This window comes from Neobacillus mesonae, from assembly GCF_023715155.1.
GTDB lineage: Bacteria > Bacillota > Bacilli > Bacillales > Cytobacillaceae > Neobacillus > Neobacillus mesonae_A.
Window position 1 is genome coordinate 18,288 of record NZ_JAMBNQ010000033.1, and the last position, 18,421, is coordinate 36,708.

Sequence of the window (18,421 nt, forward strand, 5' to 3'; positions counted from 1 at the left end):
TTAATTCTATATTCCTCCAATCCTTTGTTCAGCAAGGGTTTAGTCCAACTCAAGTTCTTTTTCAGTTGGTTTCCTCACGCTATTGAATCGGTATCCTTTCTAGTGTTTTTTTCACACGTTTTAAATCAAATGGCCCCTCACCATCTACTCCGTATTTATTCGAAAAGGAACGAAATTTTTTTATAAAAATCATTGCGAAATCGGTACAATTTTGGGCGAAAATCGGGAAAAAGGCGGGAACGTAATTATTCTATAACAGAAAATGGAAGGTAATGTGAAGGGGGCGTGAGCCCTTGGGAGAGAAGGGCTTGAGGGTGATGTGAGGAAGGAGGGGCGTGGGAAGGTTAATTATTCGATTGGGGACATAGTAGATGGACTTGGATTTTCATAAATGAGGTAAATGGAGATAGGGATTGTTTGTACCTGATGTTCAAAGTAATTGATAATGGGGATACTAACTAAAGAAATAAATGGACGGAGAAAAAAGAAACCCCCTCCTAAATTACTTAGGAAGATTTGTTTGATGGATCACACTGTATGTAATGCGTACTAGCACAACTATATAGTTGCTACTTTCTACTTCCCCATGCTAAATAGTTGGTATCCGAACGGCAAAGGTATCGGGAAGGAGCAGCGGGCAACCCATATGTATTCAATCCTTAAACAATTAGTTGTTTTCATCACAAATCAATCAAAATTCAGGCTAGATTCCATTAGCGGGTCCAGTTTTGTTTCTGTTGTTCAATAATTATATAATCCTTTGTCCAATAAGGATCCAATCATCTAAACTGCTTTTCTTTTCGTTTAAAATTCCTAATAAATAAAACCCAGAAGTCCTGCTCCATTAATTATGGAAGCATATTTGACAATAATAAAAGATGCAAGTAAAATAAAACGTATAATCAATATTTTGATTGTGCAATCAATATTTTATTTGGATAAGTAATATGATTTAAAGGAGATGTTTTTAAAAATGGGTGAATCTTTTATTGCGGAAGCACGAAGAGAGCAGATTATTCAATCTTGTATTGACACACTTGAAGAAGTTGGTTATACAAAAGTGAGTTTAACTAAAATTGCCAAAAAGGCAAAGGTGAGCACAGGTTTAATTTCTTATCATTTTTCCGACAAGATGGATTTAATTAATCAAACTTTACTGTACTTGTTAGAAAAAAAATTGGATTTTATTAGTGGAAAAGTGGTTCAGGAGGAAACACCTACTTCGCAATTAACTGCATATATTGAAGCGTGTTTGGCTTATCAAGTGGCTAACTTTAAATATAATATCGCATTAATTGAGATTGTCTTTAATGTTGAAAATGAAGAAGGAATTCCATTCTATAGAGCTGACAATGGGGAAGAAGACGAAGATCCAATATATACATTGCTCAAAGAGATTCTATTAGATGGGCAACAAAAGAAGGAGTTTTCTAATCAGTTTGATGTTGAAATGATCTGTGTCCTGATTCAAGGAGCAATTGAGGAAAGTATGCTTAAACATAATAAAACCTTTAGTTTTGAGAAATATAAAAATGAATTAATTAAAATGGTGTTAAAAATAGTCATATAGCACTAATTTAGGAAATAGAATCATCTATTAAAAAAAATAGAATGAAGGAGTAAAAAAATAATATGAAAGATACATCCACAATTGGTATGGGTTTCTTGGAAAAGCTCTTTGCTGTTTTATTTCCTATTGTGTTAGGAACGATTGGTTGGTTTCTTCCAAGATTATTGGATTTCATCATAAAAATTCCGCTTTTTAATGATTCAAAGGTCATTGTACTCTTGGAGTCACTTGACCCTTTTTGGACTTCTATTGTCTTGATGATTATAGGTGCGATTATAGGGGTTCTTTTGTCATTAACAGTCTATAGTGAAGCCTTGAAAGTGAGTATTAGTGATACAGAAATTTTGATTAATAAAGATGATAAAGAAAATAGAATTAACAGTTCAGACGTAAAAGAAATCTTTATGGAGGATCAAACAGTTATCATTACAGGTAATAAAGGACAAGAATTATTGAGAGAAAAGACAGACATAAAAAAAGGAATCATACGAGAAAAATTCCTGAATCATCACTATCATTGGAGTGAACAGGATTCATATGCTGATCAATACAAACGCTGGACACTTGAAGATCATACAGTAGGAGATAATGTCTATGCCATCTTATATGAACGTCGGAATGCAATTAGAGAAGGAGATAAGAAAAAAATAAAACATTTAAGAATGGACTTAAATGAACTTGGAATTGTTGTGAAAGATGAGGGAGAGGTTCAATATATACGAAATTTTCATGACTAACTTGTCTCCAATGCCTTAAAGTCGGTACCTACTGCTAAATAGTTGGAATCCGAACGGCAAAGGAAGCTGGAAGAGCAGCGGGCAGACTATTATGTATTCAATTGTTATTCAACCGGTTTTTTCAATAAAAAATTAATATCAATTCGGGGCGGGTCCAATAGGATTTTGCCCCTTTTTTTTCCAAAATCGGGAGAAAGTCCAATTAATCCCTTGTCGTAACTGAATTCAATAGGTATCCAATCCCTTTTCAATTACTATGCCCACCACATAAATCCAACGAATTTTATTCATCTTTATTCGCCTTTTTTTTCCGTCCGTTATGTCCTAAAATTGCTACATTTCCCATCTTTTCTTCTGATTCATTCCTCCATTACGGGAAGAACTTTTAACATTAGTAGAATATTCGATACAATCCAGAGCCAAAAAGTGAGGTGGAAATCGGGGGTTTTGGGGAAGAACTTAATAACAGATTGGAAAGAAGAGAAAAGAAGTTGCCCCTTAGATCAGCATGGGTTTGAGGGTGATTTGGGCAGGGAAGGACTTTTTAACAGGGGAATAATAATATCTGTAAATACATTGTGTTGACATTGTAAACACAAGAATGCTATGATTAGTCTATTATTTTAAGGAGGCAAAATTTTAATGGATACGAATTTGCACATACGTATATCAAAAGAACTAAAGGAGAATTTCCAACAGATTGCTAAAGAAAATAATAAAGATACTTCATCCCTTGTACGTGACTGGATTTCCAACTATGTAGCTGAACATCAGAAATCGGATGAAGATATAGCTGCTGAACTATATAAGGCAGGGTACCAATTACAACAATCACTAGGGGGAAGGGAGGAAGTTAGTAAGGAGTTTGTAAAACAATTGCAGGAATACGCCTTAACGAATCAAAAAGAATTCACCCAGTTAATCCTAACCACTTACTTGGACCTTGATTTAACAATTCCCTCAGTTGTCTCAAAAGCGTACAATAAGTATGCATTTTCTCAGATGTTTTTATTTGGATTAATAGGAGATAAACCAAAGGGGAAAGTCTGAATTAAAGAAAGTGTTTGTGATTGATGGACTCATTGATACACCAGAGGAAGTAAAACAAATCATGAAAGACCGAATGGATGCTGTTAAGGAGAAATTTGGGGTGGGAGAAGAGTTATGGAATAGATGGCGGTCGTGGTTGAATGATGAAGAAATATGGCCAAAAGAAACCGGACTGATTCATGGAGATTTGCACCCAGGACATATCCTCGTTGAAAGTTCAGGAAATGTAACGGGGTTAATTGATTGGACAGAAGCAAAGGTAGCTGATATTTCCACTGATTTCGTTGGCCATTACAGAGTATTTGGTGAAGAAGGTCTTGATACACTTATCAAGTCTTACAAAGAAGCTGGAGGGTATCATTGGCCTAAGATGAGGGAACATATTATTGAATTAAATGCTGCTTACCCTGTTGGAATTGCCGAATTTGCCTTAATATCTGGGATGGATGAATATATTCAGATGGCAAATAAAGAATTAGGTTTAGCTGGAATGTAATTTGAAATTACATTAAGTAGCGGGTAGTGGACGCAGGGACATGGGGACAGGACTCGGATTAGTTATTGCCAAAAGTTTAATGGTAAAAATGAATATGAAGATGAGGTGTCATTAATTATGAAACCAAGAATCACAGTAATCACATTAGGTGTAGATGATTTGGAAAAAGCATTAGAATTCTACCGTGATGGATTGGGACTACCCACAGAAGGTATTGTAGGTAAAGAATTTGAGCATGGAGCAGTAGCCTTTTTTGAACTACAATCAGGTTTGAAACTTGCTATTTGGAAACGAGAAGATATTGCATATGAGGCAAAAGTTACACAGGCTCCAGCAAGTCCTACTGAATTTACAATTGGTCACAATGTAAATAGTAAAGAAGAAGTAGATAAGGTATTAGAACAAGCCGAAAAAGCGGGTGCAACAATAACGGACCCTGCACACAACACTTTTTGGGGTGGATATTCCGGTCACTTTCAGGATCCGGATGGGCATTTGTGGGAAGTAGTCTGGAACCCAGCTTGGGAGATAGAGGAATAGACATGTGTTAAGGAAAGAGTATTATAGGGGATGTTTAAATTATGAAACAAAACAAATATGATGATGCTGTGTTTTTTTCTGAATATGAAAAAATGCCAAGATCAGTTAAAGGGCTTGAAGGTGCAGGAGAATGGCCGGTTTTAAAATCCTTATTTCCAGAGTTGAAAAATAAGAGTGTACTTGACTTGGGGTGCGGATTCGGTTGGCATTGTCGATACGCACGTGAACACTAAGCAAGTTCGGTAATTGGAGTAGATATATCCGAAAAATGCTTGAAACAGCCCGTGAAAAAACAGATGATCCTTTAATTACGTATATTAAAATGCCAATTGAAGACATCAATTTTTCGGACGCACAATTTGACGTAGTGATCAGTTCTTTAGCTTTTCACTATATTAAATCGTTTGATACTATTTGCGAAATAGTTTATCAATATTTAAAACCTGGAGGTTCTTTTATTTTTTCCGTGGAACATCCGATTTTTACTTCTCGGGACGAACAAGATTGGTATTATGATGATCAAGGAAATCGCCTTCATTGGCCAGTGGATAATTACCAATCAGAAGAGGTACGTAATACAACTTTTCTAACCGAGAATGTGATCAAATATCACCGTACAATTTCTACTTATATTAATGATTTAATTCATATAGGTTTTAAAATAAAAGCGGTTAAGGAACCTATGGCTACGGAAGAAATGGTAAGGAATGATCCAGGGATGAAAGATGAAAACAGAAGACCCATGTTTTTAATCATTTCAGTAGAAAAGTAATAGTAATAGTTTGCTAAATAAAAAGTACACAAATAGAAATCTGAGAACAGTAATTTTCTGAGATTTCTTCGTATACGGCACATAAACTACTTTTCAACAAATTGGAGGATTAATACAATGAGAAGTGAACAAGAAATGATGAATTTGCTCATTAGTTTTGCTAAGAACGATAATCGAATTCGCTTGGTAACTTTGGAAGGTTCACGTGCAAACAAAAACATTCCCCGTGATTCATTGCAGGATTATGATATTTCTTATTTTGTAACAGATATGGATTCCTTCAAAAAGAATGATGAATGGCTGAATGTTTTTGGGAAACGTTTGATAATGCAAAAACCGGAAGACATGGAGCTTTTTCCGCCGGAGTTAGGGAATTGGTTTTCCTACCTTATGCTATTTGAAGATGGCAATAGAATTGACTTAACACTTATTCCGATAAACGAAGTAGATGATTACTTTTCTAATAGTGATGGGCTAGTAGAAGTCCTACTTGATAAGGGTGGTCTTGTCAAAAATAAAGTGGTCGCAAATGATCGAAAGTATTGGATTAAAAAGCCCACAGCAAGAGAATTTGATGATTGCTGCAATGAATTTTGGTGGGTTTCTACATATGTAGTAAAGGGATTGGCTAGAAAAGAAATTCTATTTGCAATTGACCATTTGAACGAGATAGTACGGCCTAATCTGTTAAGAATGATGTCTTGGCAAATAGGATTAGAGCAAGGGTTTACCTTTAGTGTAGGGAAAAACTATAAATTTATTGAACAGTATTTACCGAAAGATGATCGGGAAACATTACTCACAACTTATTCTGAGAGTAGCTACTCAAACATGTGGAAGTCTTTATTTACTTGTTATGAGTTATTTAGAAAATACTCTAAATCTGTGGCAGAAAGTCTTGGATATAAGTATCCAGATTATGACGAGGCCATCACGAAGTATACGCAAAACATTTATCAGTCATTGAATGAGTAATAAAGGTCAAATAAAGGTGAGCTAATCAGAACTAGGTAAAGATGGGGTTTGAATATAATTAAGAAAAGGAGTCACCAAAGCAACTCCTTAACTAAATTTATTAAGCTACATCATCAATACTTATGTGAGCCAATCAAGGCAGTTATTAGAAAGTTGCTGTAGTTCCTCTATAAAAATACTCGCATGAAATCCATCACAAACCGCATGATGTACCTGTAAAGAAATAGGCAATAATATTTTATCTTCCTGATTACAGTATTTTCCGCCAGTAATTATTGGTAATAAGTAGTTATGATTATTATTTACGCTTAGGTTGAAGCCAGTAAAACTAACCCATGGAATACTAGATATAGGAAAGGTATTCTCTGGTACATTTTCTTTTGTGAAAAATCCTTTAACCTCTGAATATTGTTTCATATCGTCTTGATAGTTTTTATAGAAGACACGAAATTCATCAGAGAATTCGGTCCATATGCTTGAGAATGATTTGTTATCATTATGGAAGATTGTATAGCTAGGCAACATACTTTCCCAATAACCCAGAGTACCATCATCTTTTAAGCAAGTTCTAAATTCTTTATGAGAATTTACTATTCTAGTGACCATGTAAATAAAGGATGGATATAGCTTTATCCCTTTGTTCCTGAGCTGTTCCAATAACGTTGTAATATCTATATTTGCTGTAATACTAAATGTGCACTTCTGATTTAAGTAATGCTTGAAATACGGCAATCTATCCCATTTTTCTTTTTCAATTAGATTAAATTTCATTTGATTAGCCTCCTAAAAATGTGTTTTTGATTTTTAGGAGGCTAACTTGTCTGCTTTCACCAATACCCTCACCTCATAAATAATGCCTTAAATAAGATACTAAATCATTTGAAATTCATATTCAACCATTCTAATACGCATATGTATGGCTTTTTACAATAATTAAAGGGCAACCTCGAATTGTGTTATACTTTTTCCGTGTTGTAAGTTTTTACTGGAGGGGCTAGGATGAATCAAGTAAAAAGTATATTAAAAGACTTTTATGACATAGAGATTAATGTTGTGTCGCCTCAGCGGGGTGGATGGGCATCGCTCGCTTATAAAGTGTCAAATAAAAATCAAAGCTATTTTTTGAAGGTATATGAAAAAAGCAGAGCTTCCACACCGAAGTTGACTGCTCTGATTGATCAATATGTTCCAATCTTGGTATGGCTTATAAAGAATAGCAATTTAAAAGGGAAAATCTCCGTTCCTATGATGACAAGTGAAAGAAAATATAAATGTGAAGATGAGTATGGGATTTATTTGCTTTATGAATATATTGAGGGGGAAACGATTGGGGATCGAGATTTAACAGAGAATCAGGTTTATCAGCTTTCAAAGATCATAACAGAGCTTCATTCATATAGTGATAACATTCCAATTGGGACTGATGCTTTTATAGAAGATTTTGAGGTTCCATTTTTACCGATGTTGAGACAAACATTGCAAAAAGGGAGAAATGATTTTCCGTCTGAGGTATGGGAATTGATCCATTCCTACATTCTACAATTAAATGATCTGATTTATACACTTGAGGAGCATTCACAGAACTTGAAAAACTCAAAATTAAGAATGGCCTTATGTCATACAGATTTACACAATTGGAATTTAATGCAGTCGGGACAAGAGCTAATATTAATTGATTGGGAAGGATTGAAACTAGCCCCGCCTGAAGCTGACTTGATGTTCTTAGATGATAAACCCTACTTTAATGAATTTTTAAGTATCTATCGGAAAACTCATCAAAACTTTTCAATTAATCCTGAAGCAATGACCTTTTATAAGGGAAAGAGACGATTGGGAGATATATGGGAATTTATGGAACAACTTTTATATGATAAACAAGGGGAACAAGAAAGAGTTATAACGATGAACTATTTACAGGAAGAGTTGAATGAAATAAGTAAATGGTAAGGTAAATCTATCCCATTGTTGAATAGGAGGGGGTGAACATATGAGTATTACAGGATCACAGTTTGATAAAGTGGCTGAAGAGTATGACTTTGTAACTAATCTTCTGAATGACAATACCTTTTTTATTGCTAATATGCCAATAGAAAAAGGGAGAGCATTAGATATTGGATGTGGGACGGGAATATTAGTCTATGAATTATCTTTTAGCGAGGTAGTTGGTATTGATATATCGGAAGGGATGCTTGAGTTTGCCAACAAGAAGCGTCAGTGTTCGAATATTTCATACTTGAAGATGGATGCAGAAAATCTTAGTTTGGGGTATAAGTTTGATTATATCGTAAGCAGGACGACTTTCCATCATTTGAGGGATATATCAATTGTAATTAATCAAATGAAAGAATTGCTGTACGAAGGTGGGAAAATTGTTATTCTTGATAATGTGTCTAAGGTTGAAACCCCACCAACGTACGTTTACATATTAGGAGCAATCCAAGAATTTCTTCCTAACTGTTTCAAATTCGGTGTGAAAAATGCTGTGAGAGTATTCAAGTATAACACTTCAAAGTCGTGGCTCGAACATTTAGCATCTGACAAGTACCTTTCAGAACAGAAATACTATGAGATATATGGAAAATTATTGCCTAACTGTACCTTTCGTAGAATGAATTGGGCAATGGGGATTATTTTGGAAAAACCGATTGTTTCGATGATAACTGAGTGAATGTTATTAACCATAGGATAAAAATAGGAGTTGAAAATTGTTGAGCGTAGAAAACATTTTACATGAAATTAACAATGAATTAAAAGATGTCCCGGGCATTGTTGGAGTGGTATTAGGAGGATCAAGATCAAGAGGTACGAATCACCCAACTTCCGATATAGATATTGGAATATATTATGATACATCGGCAGGGTTTGATGTCAGAGGGGTTAGTGAAGCTGCTACTAGATTGGATGATGATCATAGAGAAAACTTGGTTACATCTTTAGGCGAGTGGGGTGCCTGGATTAATGGCGGCGGATGGCTAGTTGTCCAAGGGTACCATGTAGATTTGATTTTTCGGGATATAAAAAGGGTATCTCAAGTAATTGATGATTGTTTAGAGGGCAAGGTTTCTACTCATTATCATACGGGACATCCACATGCCTATCTAAATGTTATGTATATGGGGGAAATCTCCATTTGCAAAATATTGTTTGAACGTACTAATCAAATTTCAGATTTAAAAGCTAAGACTAGCCCTTATCCAAAACCATTAAAGGATGCCATAATCGGCTATTTTATGTTCGAAGCATCTTTCTCTTTAATGTTTGCGAAGGACAATGTGGATAAGGATGATATTTCATTTGTTATGGGGCACTGCTTCCGAACTATTTCATGTTTAAATCAAGTATTATTTGCTTTGAATGATGAATACTGTATCAATGAGAAAAAAGCTGTCCGAATGATTGAGAGCTTTAATCAGAAACCCAATAATTACAAGAAAAACATCGACCAGATTGTTACATTAATTTCTTCCGATTCAGATCATACGAGTGAAGCGGTTAAAATGTTGCATGACCTTGTGTCGGAAACGGAAATGATACTAAAATAAATATCAAGTTGAAGGTAAATAACCGTCTCTAATTGTAAAAGCACTATTTATCTTTGACTTTTTGTAAAAGAGAACCTATAATAATTACTATACATTTAAACGTTAAGGAGGATTATTAAAAAATGACACATTTTATGAGACTACGATTCCCAACTTTGAACCAGTAATTGAATACGGTCAAAGGCTCTGTTTGTGTATTCAGAGTAAACGGGATTAGTCTGTCCTTTTTTAATAATCTTCATTTCATAGTTATTCACCACATCCAGCAATTTACTTCCCCCAACCAGCTTATGGGCGGATCCTTATTGTCTGTTTATGTGTGGAAAATATGTAATGTAAGAAAGGCGACTTATTTGCCTTTCTTTATTTTTGTCTAATTTTAACCTTTCGTTGATTAGATCAAGGGTAGGTTTTATTTGCTGACGGCTTTTAATAGCCCCTAACGGAATAAGGATGGTTCTCTTTCCCTTTACTCTCAGATCACAGGCAGATGCTTGTGATTTTTTTATTGAAAGGAAGAGGGAACATGACTAATAAAGAAAAAAGTGCTGAATTAGTTAGTAAATATGTTCATATATTTAGTTGTCCACTTTGTAATAGTCCAATGATATTTGCTAATTTAAAAAGTCTTGTCTGCTCGAATAATCATACATTTGATTTTGCAAAGCAAGGATATGTAAATATGATGACTCGTTCTACAAATAGTCATTATGACAAAAAAATATTTGAAGCAAGAAATCGAATCATTATGGAAAGTGGCCTTTACATCCTGCTGCATGAGAAGATTTCGGAAGTTATTGATGAAAATATGAATGCCTCTAATGATAAAATCATGATTCTTGACGCTGGGTGTGGAGAAGGATCACATTTACAAAGGATCTTAGATGAATGTAAGAATGAAATAATTGCAGGAATTGGTTTAGATATTTCAAAAGAGGGCATACGAATGGCGGCACGCAATTACAAAAAATCCATTTGGCTTGTCGGTGATTTAGCAAATTCACCATTACAGGATCAATCATGCCATATCATTTTGAATATCCTATCACCTGCAAATTATAAGGAATTCCAAAGGATCTCAGTACCTAATGGTCTCATTATTAAAGTTGTTCCTCGTTCAAATTATTTAAAAGAACTACGAGAAGCACGATTCGATGAGAAAGATAAAACGTCATATAAAAATGATGAAACAGTATCCCTTTTTAAACAGCATTTTCATCTTATGGACACTTTCGAAATTAGTTATACCAGGGGACTAAATGAAAAAGATTTAACAAATTTAACTCAAATGTCGCCACTTTCCTGGAATATGAGTAAGGACGATATGGAACAAATTATAAATCGTGGAATTTCCAGGATTACCATTGACTTAGATATTTTGGTAGGAATAAATAAGTCAAACAAAACTAATGAACGGCCAAATTAAACTCGAAAAAGTGTAAGGGGTGTCCCATAGCTGTACCATTTTCTATAACAATTTGATTATCAATAAATGGATTATTAATAATCCTACGAAATAGGGGGAGTAAATGATGCAATTTTTATTATTCTTTTGATACGGGCTTTAACTTGAAATAAAGGCTCGTATCGGTCCTAGCTATCGGTACGAAATCAACAATTTTCGGGAGGTAGCAAAAATGGAAGAAATATGTTTTGAATTAGAAAATGTTGAACTAACTTATTTAGATAAAACTGTATTAGTGATTGATCGTTTAGCTGTTCATCAGTTTGATCGCATCGGTGTTGTCGGGAAAAATGGAGCAGGAAAAAGTACGTTATTAAAGTTACTAGCGGGTATAGTTCAACCATCAAACGGAAAAGTGAAAAGTCATGTAGACTTTGCTTATTTTGATCAATTAACTGTACCAGGGCCAGCAGAGGCGGATTATGACCTAAAAGGAAAGCTGTCTATTCCTGAAACAGACATCAATAATTTCAGCGGTGGGGAACAAACAAGGCTGAAACTAGCTCAATTTTTTTCAAACTATCATGAAGGTTTATTAATTGACGAGCCAACCACGCATCTTGATGCAGAGGGTGTAGAACTTTTTATCGGAGAATTGGCTTACTATTATGGTGCACTCGTACTCGTGAGTCATGACCGGTATGTATTAGATAAACTTGTGACAAAGATTTGGGAAGTCCAAAATGGAATTGTAACGGAATATACAGGGAACTATTCGGATTACGTCGTACAAAAAGCACTTCAGAAAAGGCAACAGCAGGAACAACATGACAAGTATTTAAAAGAAAAATCACGTCTTATCAAAGCCGCAGAAGAAAAGATGAAGAAGGCTGAAAAAATTACACAGGCCAATGGTCATATGTCCAAAAAAGAAACAAAAGCAAAGGCGAATAAAATGTTTATGACGAAATCCAAGGATACAAGTCAAAAGGCAGTCCAAAGAGCAGCAAAAGCAATAGAGCAAAGAGTAGAACAACTTGAAGCGGTGGAAGCACCGAAAGAAGAGCAAATCATTCGATTTCACCAGTCTAGTGCTTTACAATTACACAATAAATTTCCGATAATGGCAGATAAGTTAAGGCTAAAGGCGGGGGAGAAGACACTTCTTGATAAATCGGGTTTTCAATTCCCGTTAGGCAAGACCATTGCTATTACAGGTAAAAACGGTTCAGGTAAAACAACGTTGCTTCGGCATATTTTACAGCGTGGTGAAGGGATTACGATTTCGCCAAAAGCGGTTATCGGCATTTATGAACAAATGGACTATCAGTTTACAAAGGATGAAACTGTACTGGAATTTATGAAAGATAGAAGTGATTTCGATGAGAGCAAAATTCGTTCTGTTCTTCACTCTATGAACATTACAGGAAATGATTTAAAAAAGAATGTCCGTAATTTAAGCGGTGGAGAGTCTATTCGTCTAGTATTGTGTCAGCTATTCTTAGGAAGATACAATATACTCATTTTGGATGAGCCCACGAACTTTTTGGATGTTTTTTGTATTGAAGCGTTGGAACGGTTTATAAAAGGATATGAAGGAACTGTACTATTTGTATCGCATGATCAAACCTTTGTCGATAGAGTAGCCGATTGTGTTTATTTCATAGGGGATCAAAAATTAGTATTAAGAAGTTAATGAAAAGACGGGGAAGGGATGTCAGGGGTCCATTATGTAATCAATCGTTATTCAATCGGTTTTTTCAATCAAAAATCCATCAAAATTCGGGGCGGGTCCAATAGGACTTCGTCCCTTTTCTTTGTCTCCAATATCCTTCAATCCCTTGTTCAATAAGGATAACAGAAGGAAGAGGGGGAGGAGTAAAGAGGAAAAATCGAGAGGCATTCCGTATAAACCCGTAGGATTTTCCATGCTTAATCAATATTTTCCATTTGCTTTTCCAATCTTTATTCCCAATTCTCTCCTGCATTACGGGAAAAACTTTTTAACGTTGTCCGAATACTCGATACAATCCAGAACGGAAAAAAGAGGGCGAAAATGGGGGGGAAGAACAATGTAGCAGAAGAAAGGGTGGAGGAGAGAAGGAGAAAGAGGGTTGAGGCTCAGAGTCACAAGGGTTTGAGGGGAGTGAGGGGGTGAAGGGGAACGGGGAAGGACATTTTAGCAGTTGAATATGACACGAGCGAAAGTTGGATTATCCATCCAATTTTCCTCGTGTTTTTTGTTTGAGGAAGCCAAAGAAAAAGCCTGAAAAAAGCAATGGGAAGGCAAGAGGAAAAGCAGGAGAAATGCCTGAAAATAAAGGATTTCAAAGAAAGAAAACCTGACAAAAAGAGAGAAAAAAGCAGGAGAAAATGCAGAAAACCCCCTTTATTAACCCCTAATTCCTGTCATTTCATTTACCAACTATGTTTTCCTAAAAATCTCAATTTCTTACAGAAAATAGGAAGAAAAGAAGGAGGAATACTTCCCGTTTATGTTTTGCGACTACAACTGGCAGTTTAGTGCGGAAGTAGAAAAAAGAAGCTATTTGTAAAATAGCTTCTTTTTTAGTAGGTTTTAATTAATTAGTGCCTTAAAAGATTTCTTTTTCCAAAAAAATCGGTGGTAAATAGATTGAGCCAAGAAATTGACTATGAACGTAACTGGATATGCGAGCCATATTCCATCTATCCCAAGTCCTGTAAAGTGTGACAAGGAGTATGCTACTGGAACTTCAATCATCAAAATACTTGTGACTGTAAAAATTGTTGGCAATAATACCGTACCTGTTGCTCTCATTGTTGCTGAAATTGCTTGAGTATGACCCAAAATAACATAACTCCAAAATGAGATTATAATAAGATCTTTTGCAAGATTAATAGTATCAGTGTTGTCTAAGAAAATTCCCAAAATCGGATTTGGTATCAAGTAAAGAATGAGAATAAGAATACCACCAAGAAGATAATTTAGTGTAATGGCTATTTTCGTTATATGTTTAATGTTCGAAATATTCCCGGACCCCACAGCTTGTGCAACAAATACTGAAATGGCAATTGAAATACTCATCGCTGGTATTTGAACGTAGCTTGCAATTTGATTCACGATTCCGTATGCAGCCGTTGCATTGGATCCATAATCATTTACAAAAGTTATGACTGCAATTTCTGACAATGCGATTGAAACCATACTTATGCTGGTAGGAACGGCTAATCTCAGTAAGGCTTTCAATACCGAGCCTTTCAAGTGAAGATGTTTCAAAATAATTGAATCTAATTTGAGTACATGACTTTTTTTGTGTAAGTATACTAATAGAATCGCAAATGTAATGAAATTGGATAATACAGAGGCGTAAGCAGCACCATTTATTCCAAATTCCGGTAAACCCAGCCAACCGAAAATAAGAATTGGAAGCAGGGCGATATTTAAGATAATACTAATTAATAAGAAATAAAAAGGTGTTTTTGAATCTCCAACACCTCTCATAAAGGTTGTATAGCAGGTATATAAGAAAGTAATAGGTAATGTTACAAATAAAATACGTGCATATTCTGTACTTGCAACCAGAATATTCTCAGGTGTTCCCATCCATTTTAGGATATCCTCAGTAAAGAACCCTCCGATTAGGGCGACAGCAATGGATATGATCATCGTAAATGCCAAAGTTACTCCAACAACTTCCTTCATTTTTGAGATATTTCCACCACCGTACGTTTGCCCAACTAGAATGGAACTTCCAGATCCAATTCCAATTACAAAGGATATTAAAAAAAAGAATAGAGGAAAGAATGCAGAAATAGCTGCCAAAGAATCTACTCCAAGTGTTTGTCCAACGACGATAATTCCGAACACTTGACCTAATGATTGCAAAACACTTGCAAAAATGACAGGTATGAGAAAGGCAATCATCGGTTTTGCTAAGACCATAGTTTCATTTAAAGATTTATTCATTTCAGATAACTCCTAATAGGTTTCATTTCAAAAGAATCCCTCACTTTTTGGATCAAGATTTTGAAGTGGGGGAAAGACCAATGAGTATGAACATTTAAGTCATAACCTCGTGCATTTTTATATATAAAATTATGATAAAATCTGATAATATAAACCAAATTGAGTATCATACCATAACAGTTTGCTGTGTTTACGTTTCGGGATACGTGTTTGTAAACCCCACTCAGGATACTGTTTAATAATTTGAACTTGATCACCAGTAGCAACAGCAATAAATGATATATAATGATCTTTTGTCATAGGATGATTGCTTGAAATAGACCATTCATTATCAATTTCTGTAATTGATAGCTTTTCCTCGTCTGTTGCTTTCTTCGCTTCTAGTCGTTCTAGCTTTCTTCCGCAGCAAGATAGGGTGATATCTCCAGTGGCTAATACAACATTATTACATGACGGACAGACAAAATAACTTGACTTTTTCATATTTCCTCCTACAAATTCATTCGACGATAATTCACCATCTAAAATATTTTCTATATTTACGCCCAATAGGGTAGATAAACTTGGTAATAGCGTGACATCTGGGCAGCCATATCCACGCTCCCATTTTGAAATCGTTCGATCAGAAATGTTCATTTGATCAGCTAATTGTTTCTGTGTCAGCCCTTTTTCTTTCCGTAAATTATAAATTAACTCTCCAACTTTACGATTATCCATCATTTTTTCCTCCTGCTCTATTTCCATCTTAGGGGTTTATATGGTTCGCATCAACAAACGCTCCGTAGAGTTTACATAGGTAGAGTTTACCTATTTTCCTTTTGATCATGTTTTTATGACTGTAATTATTCGACTGTTTATAGCTGTTATTGGTTTATGGATTCTTCCTCATATGATTAACTATATGGAAAATAAAAATTAGGATTTTTCAAACGTAAAAGCTAATTGTGAAAGAGTATACTTAAAGTAATGGGTGATTAATTTGATAAGTTCCGAAACAGAATAGGAAATAGCTTGGTAAATATGGGCCTAGGCTATTTCATTTCATAAAACAAAAAACTCTAAACCAGAAACTTTAGCTGAAATGTTTGCTTAGTGTTTCATTGCAACCATAGGAGTATGTAATACAAAACAAGCTGTTAATTTTCGTACCAAAACATATGTCTACTGTGTCTCTGTCAAAAATTAACGCATCTTAAATAAAAAAATCGTTCCTTAAATAAAATTAATGTTCCCAATCCGAGGGTTTTTCCGGTGTTTTCCCGGCAAATCTTCGGTTTTTTTTATTTCCAAAATCGGAAAAAAACCCATCGTAATTCAATATCAGTCCAATCCCATTTTTTAATCAAAATTCAGCACAAATCCAATCATTTTTTTTATTCCCTATTCCTCCAATCCTTTCATTGTAAGGGTTAGGGCTATCTTAGGTATTGTTTCTGTTGGTTTCCTCACAGTATAAAATAGGAATCCTTTCAAGTGTTTTTCCCAACTCTTTTTGGGACGGAAAACTATTGGGGTTTCATTCGATTCCTTCCCAAAAGGAAAGTAAACATTCTAAAATAAGAAAACAGGAATGGTGGTCAAATAAGCCCCTGAAACACCGTCGTAGGGTATGAACGTATGTCTTAAACTAGATAAAATAACTAAATAAAAGAAAAATCTTAAAATGTCTTGGGTGCCCTAGATTTATTTCGTTTATTTTTGGGTCATACAAAAAAAGCAAGAGCCTTTGCTCCTGCCATCTGGCTTGTTTAGTTGTTAATTTCTAATCACTGCCTGCTGATTATTTTATAAATAATCTTTTCTAACAGATGACCAAAAATCGCTCCAATTACCCCGATTACAAGACCAGTGTAAACTGGGCTAATAAAAATAAATTGAGAAAATAGCCCCATAACCATTCCTGCAACTGATCCGAAGAGCATTCCTGTGAATTTAGCCTTTTTGAGAGGTTCCTTTATCCCATTTTCTCTTAGAGTATCGTTTATGCAAATTGCTTGATTGTATGCTTGCCACATGCCGTAACCCCAAAGGGAAGGATAAAATAATCCCCAATTGTAATGAACGACCTTATGTGCCTGTTGCAGCTCCCCTCTGAAAGTATGGTAAATTGCCATATTTAGATTAGAACTGTAATTTATCAAAACCTCCAAAACCATTAAGACAAAGCCTAAAAAGAGTTGGCCATTGTAAAATTGACCAAATCCAGGTAAAACAAATGACCATAATAAAGCCGACCAAGGGGATTTATATCTATTTTTCATCGCAAATTTCACCCCATATGCCTTTCTGCATCAGACTGTATCTTGTTTAACCAATGATTGCTTCTTAAAAAAGGAAGGTGCATGACCTCCCTTTTGAAATCAGCTATTAAGATTAGCTTTGGCTAACTCATCTCTGTCTGATGCAATAGGGGGCTGTTCTAACCATTTATTTTTTATCATGATATTGGAGCCATCCTCAGAATATAATTGGATTTCTACGATTAATCTGTTATACATTACTCCTATATCGAGTCTGGGGCTTTGAGCGATTCCTGTTCCATAATACCCAATACTTAACCCGATTAAGGCTGTTGTAAAGAACATCATTAGTTTATCCGAAAAAGTATAAACAGTGCTGTTCGTAATTTCTGTTGCCCATGTTGTGGGAACTGGAAGATAACTTTCTTCAAATTTGGTCCCAAATAATTTAATGTGCTTTTTGGCAATTTCAATCCCTCTGACCATAAATTGTTTTACTTGTTTATCTTGAGCTACCTGGCAAAACCCCGCCAAAGTTGCTGCTCCCAAAGCATTTCTTTGAATGTTTGCAAATAGGTTGGATATTTCAGAGGCTACTAAAGGTCTTTTTTCACCAATAACATCCCATACAAAACGCTGCTTTTTCACAAAATCTGCTTTTTCTAAATTCGGCAGATATGGAGACCTTATATAAAGTCCTTTTGACAAAAGCAGGTCTTTCGCCATTTTAAATAATTGCATGGTTTCAGATATACAATCCGTATAAAAATCTGTAATGTCAGCTCTGGTAGACCCTGATAAACTAGCCGAGTAGGTTGTAAGACCGATCATAGACATCTGATGAATAAAGTTTAATACATAATTGTCGGAATATAATCTAGGTGCCGTTAAATCGACATCTTCCTCTATTTTAAAACCGTGTGGGATTGCGTATTTTTCCTCAGTAAAAATAGAAACCAACTTTTCTATATGTTTTTTTGAGAGTTCTAAAGCATATTCGATAACAGGCTTAATCTCTTCATCTTCCGCCTTTTCTAAAAAATATGTAAGAATACACATACTTCCGCTATCGTTCAAATATTGTGACCAAAGTTGTGCAATTTCCATTGATGTTATCCTTATCTGCTTACCATTTTCCAACATTA

Annotated in this window: 15 protein-coding genes and 2 pseudogenes; 12 read left to right on the top strand and 5 right to left on the bottom strand. The window is 35.1% G+C overall.

Going from position 1 to position 18,421, the window contains the following annotated elements; translation table 11 throughout:
• The first annotated feature begins 973 nt into the window (after positions 1-973).
• From M3183_RS20490 to ant(6), 7 genes and pseudogenes are all read left to right on the top strand, one after another.
• Positions 974-1,570, top strand: coding sequence for a TetR/AcrR family transcriptional regulator (locus tag M3183_RS20490; RefSeq protein ID WP_026562326.1), 597 nt, complete (start codon positions 974-976; stop codon positions 1,568-1,570).
• Positions 1,571-1,632: 62 nt separating this feature from the next.
• Positions 1,633-2,307, top strand: coding sequence for a YqeB family protein (locus M3183_RS20495; protein WP_251472549.1), 675 nt, complete (start codon positions 1,633-1,635; stop codon positions 2,305-2,307).
• Between the two features lie 642 nt (positions 2,308-2,949).
• On the top strand, positions 2,950-3,357 hold the full coding sequence (locus M3183_RS20500; RefSeq protein WP_251472550.1) for a hypothetical protein: 408 nt from the start codon (positions 2,950-2,952) through the stop codon (positions 3,355-3,357).
• 7 nt (positions 3,358-3,364) lie between these two features.
• A pseudogene (locus M3183_RS20505) lies at positions 3,365-3,853 on the top strand (phosphotransferase); the annotation flags it as partial.
• Positions 3,854-3,970: 117 nt separating this feature from the next.
• Positions 3,971-4,393 (top strand): VOC family protein, encoded by a 423-nt coding sequence (locus M3183_RS20510; RefSeq protein ID WP_026562329.1) that lies wholly within the window; start codon positions 3,971-3,973, stop codon positions 4,391-4,393.
• A 41-nt stretch (positions 4,394-4,434) separates the two neighbouring features.
• A pseudogene (locus tag M3183_RS20515) lies at positions 4,435-5,165 on the top strand (class I SAM-dependent methyltransferase).
• Between the two features lie 117 nt (positions 5,166-5,282).
• Complete coding sequence (gene ant(6) / locus M3183_RS20520; RefSeq protein ID WP_251472551.1) at positions 5,283-6,140, top strand: aminoglycoside 6-adenylyltransferase; 858 nt, start codon at positions 5,283-5,285, stop codon at positions 6,138-6,140.
• Between the two features lie 120 nt (positions 6,141-6,260).
• On the opposite strand, the gene catA is transcribed toward ant(6), so the two are convergent.
• The gene (catA, locus tag M3183_RS20525; protein WP_251472552.1) at positions 6,261-6,911 is read right to left on the bottom strand and encodes a type A chloramphenicol O-acetyltransferase; all 651 of its coding nucleotides are present in this window, start codon (positions 6,909-6,911) and stop codon (positions 6,261-6,263) included.
• A 228-nt stretch (positions 6,912-7,139) separates the two neighbouring features.
• Between catA and M3183_RS20530 the strand changes: the two genes are divergently transcribed.
• The 5 genes from M3183_RS20530 to M3183_RS20550 all read left to right on the top strand — a co-directional run bounded on the left by M3183_RS20530 (position 7,140) and on the right by M3183_RS20550 (position 12,783).
• Positions 7,140-8,087 carry an aminoglycoside phosphotransferase family protein gene (locus M3183_RS20530; protein ID WP_251472553.1) on the top strand — a complete coding sequence of 316 codons (948 nt, stop codon included), beginning with the start codon at positions 7,140-7,142 and terminating at the stop codon, positions 8,085-8,087.
• A 40-nt stretch (positions 8,088-8,127) separates the two neighbouring features.
• Positions 8,128-8,808, top strand: a complete 681-nt coding sequence (locus M3183_RS20535) for a class I SAM-dependent methyltransferase (protein ID WP_251472554.1) — start codon at positions 8,128-8,130, stop codon at positions 8,806-8,808.
• A 40-nt stretch (positions 8,809-8,848) separates the two neighbouring features.
• Complete coding sequence (locus tag M3183_RS20540) at positions 8,849-9,682, top strand: nucleotidyltransferase domain-containing protein (protein WP_251472555.1); 834 nt, start codon at positions 8,849-8,851, stop codon at positions 9,680-9,682.
• A gap of 526 nt (positions 9,683-10,208) precedes the next feature.
• Complete coding sequence (locus M3183_RS20545; RefSeq protein WP_251472556.1) at positions 10,209-11,108, top strand: putative RNA methyltransferase; 900 nt, start codon at positions 10,209-10,211, stop codon at positions 11,106-11,108.
• Positions 11,109-11,319: 211 nt separating this feature from the next.
• Complete coding sequence (locus M3183_RS20550; protein WP_251472557.1) at positions 11,320-12,783, top strand: Msr family ABC-F type ribosomal protection protein; 1,464 nt, start codon at positions 11,320-11,322, stop codon at positions 12,781-12,783.
• An 882-nt stretch (positions 12,784-13,665) separates the two neighbouring features.
• Here the strand turns inward: M3183_RS20550 and M3183_RS20555 are convergent.
• From M3183_RS20555 to M3183_RS20570, 4 genes are all read right to left on the bottom strand, one after another.
• A complete protein-coding gene (locus M3183_RS20555; RefSeq protein WP_251472559.1) occupies positions 13,666-15,036 on the bottom strand; it encodes an MATE family efflux transporter in 1,371 nt (456 codons plus the stop codon).
• 129 nt (positions 15,037-15,165) lie between these two features.
• The gene (locus tag M3183_RS20560; protein WP_251472561.1) at positions 15,166-15,756 is read right to left on the bottom strand and encodes a helix-turn-helix domain-containing protein; all 591 of its coding nucleotides are present in this window, start codon (positions 15,754-15,756) and stop codon (positions 15,166-15,168) included.
• Positions 15,757-16,802: 1,046 nt separating this feature from the next.
• Positions 16,803-17,297, bottom strand: coding sequence for a DUF5683 domain-containing protein (locus M3183_RS20565; RefSeq protein WP_251472562.1), 495 nt, complete (start codon positions 17,295-17,297; stop codon positions 16,803-16,805).
• A gap of 99 nt (positions 17,298-17,396) precedes the next feature.
• Entirely contained in the window at positions 17,397-18,419 is a 1,023-nt protein-coding gene (locus M3183_RS20570; RefSeq protein WP_251472563.1) for a DUF3231 family protein, read from the bottom strand.
• Between the last annotated feature and the right edge of the window lie 2 nt (positions 18,420-18,421).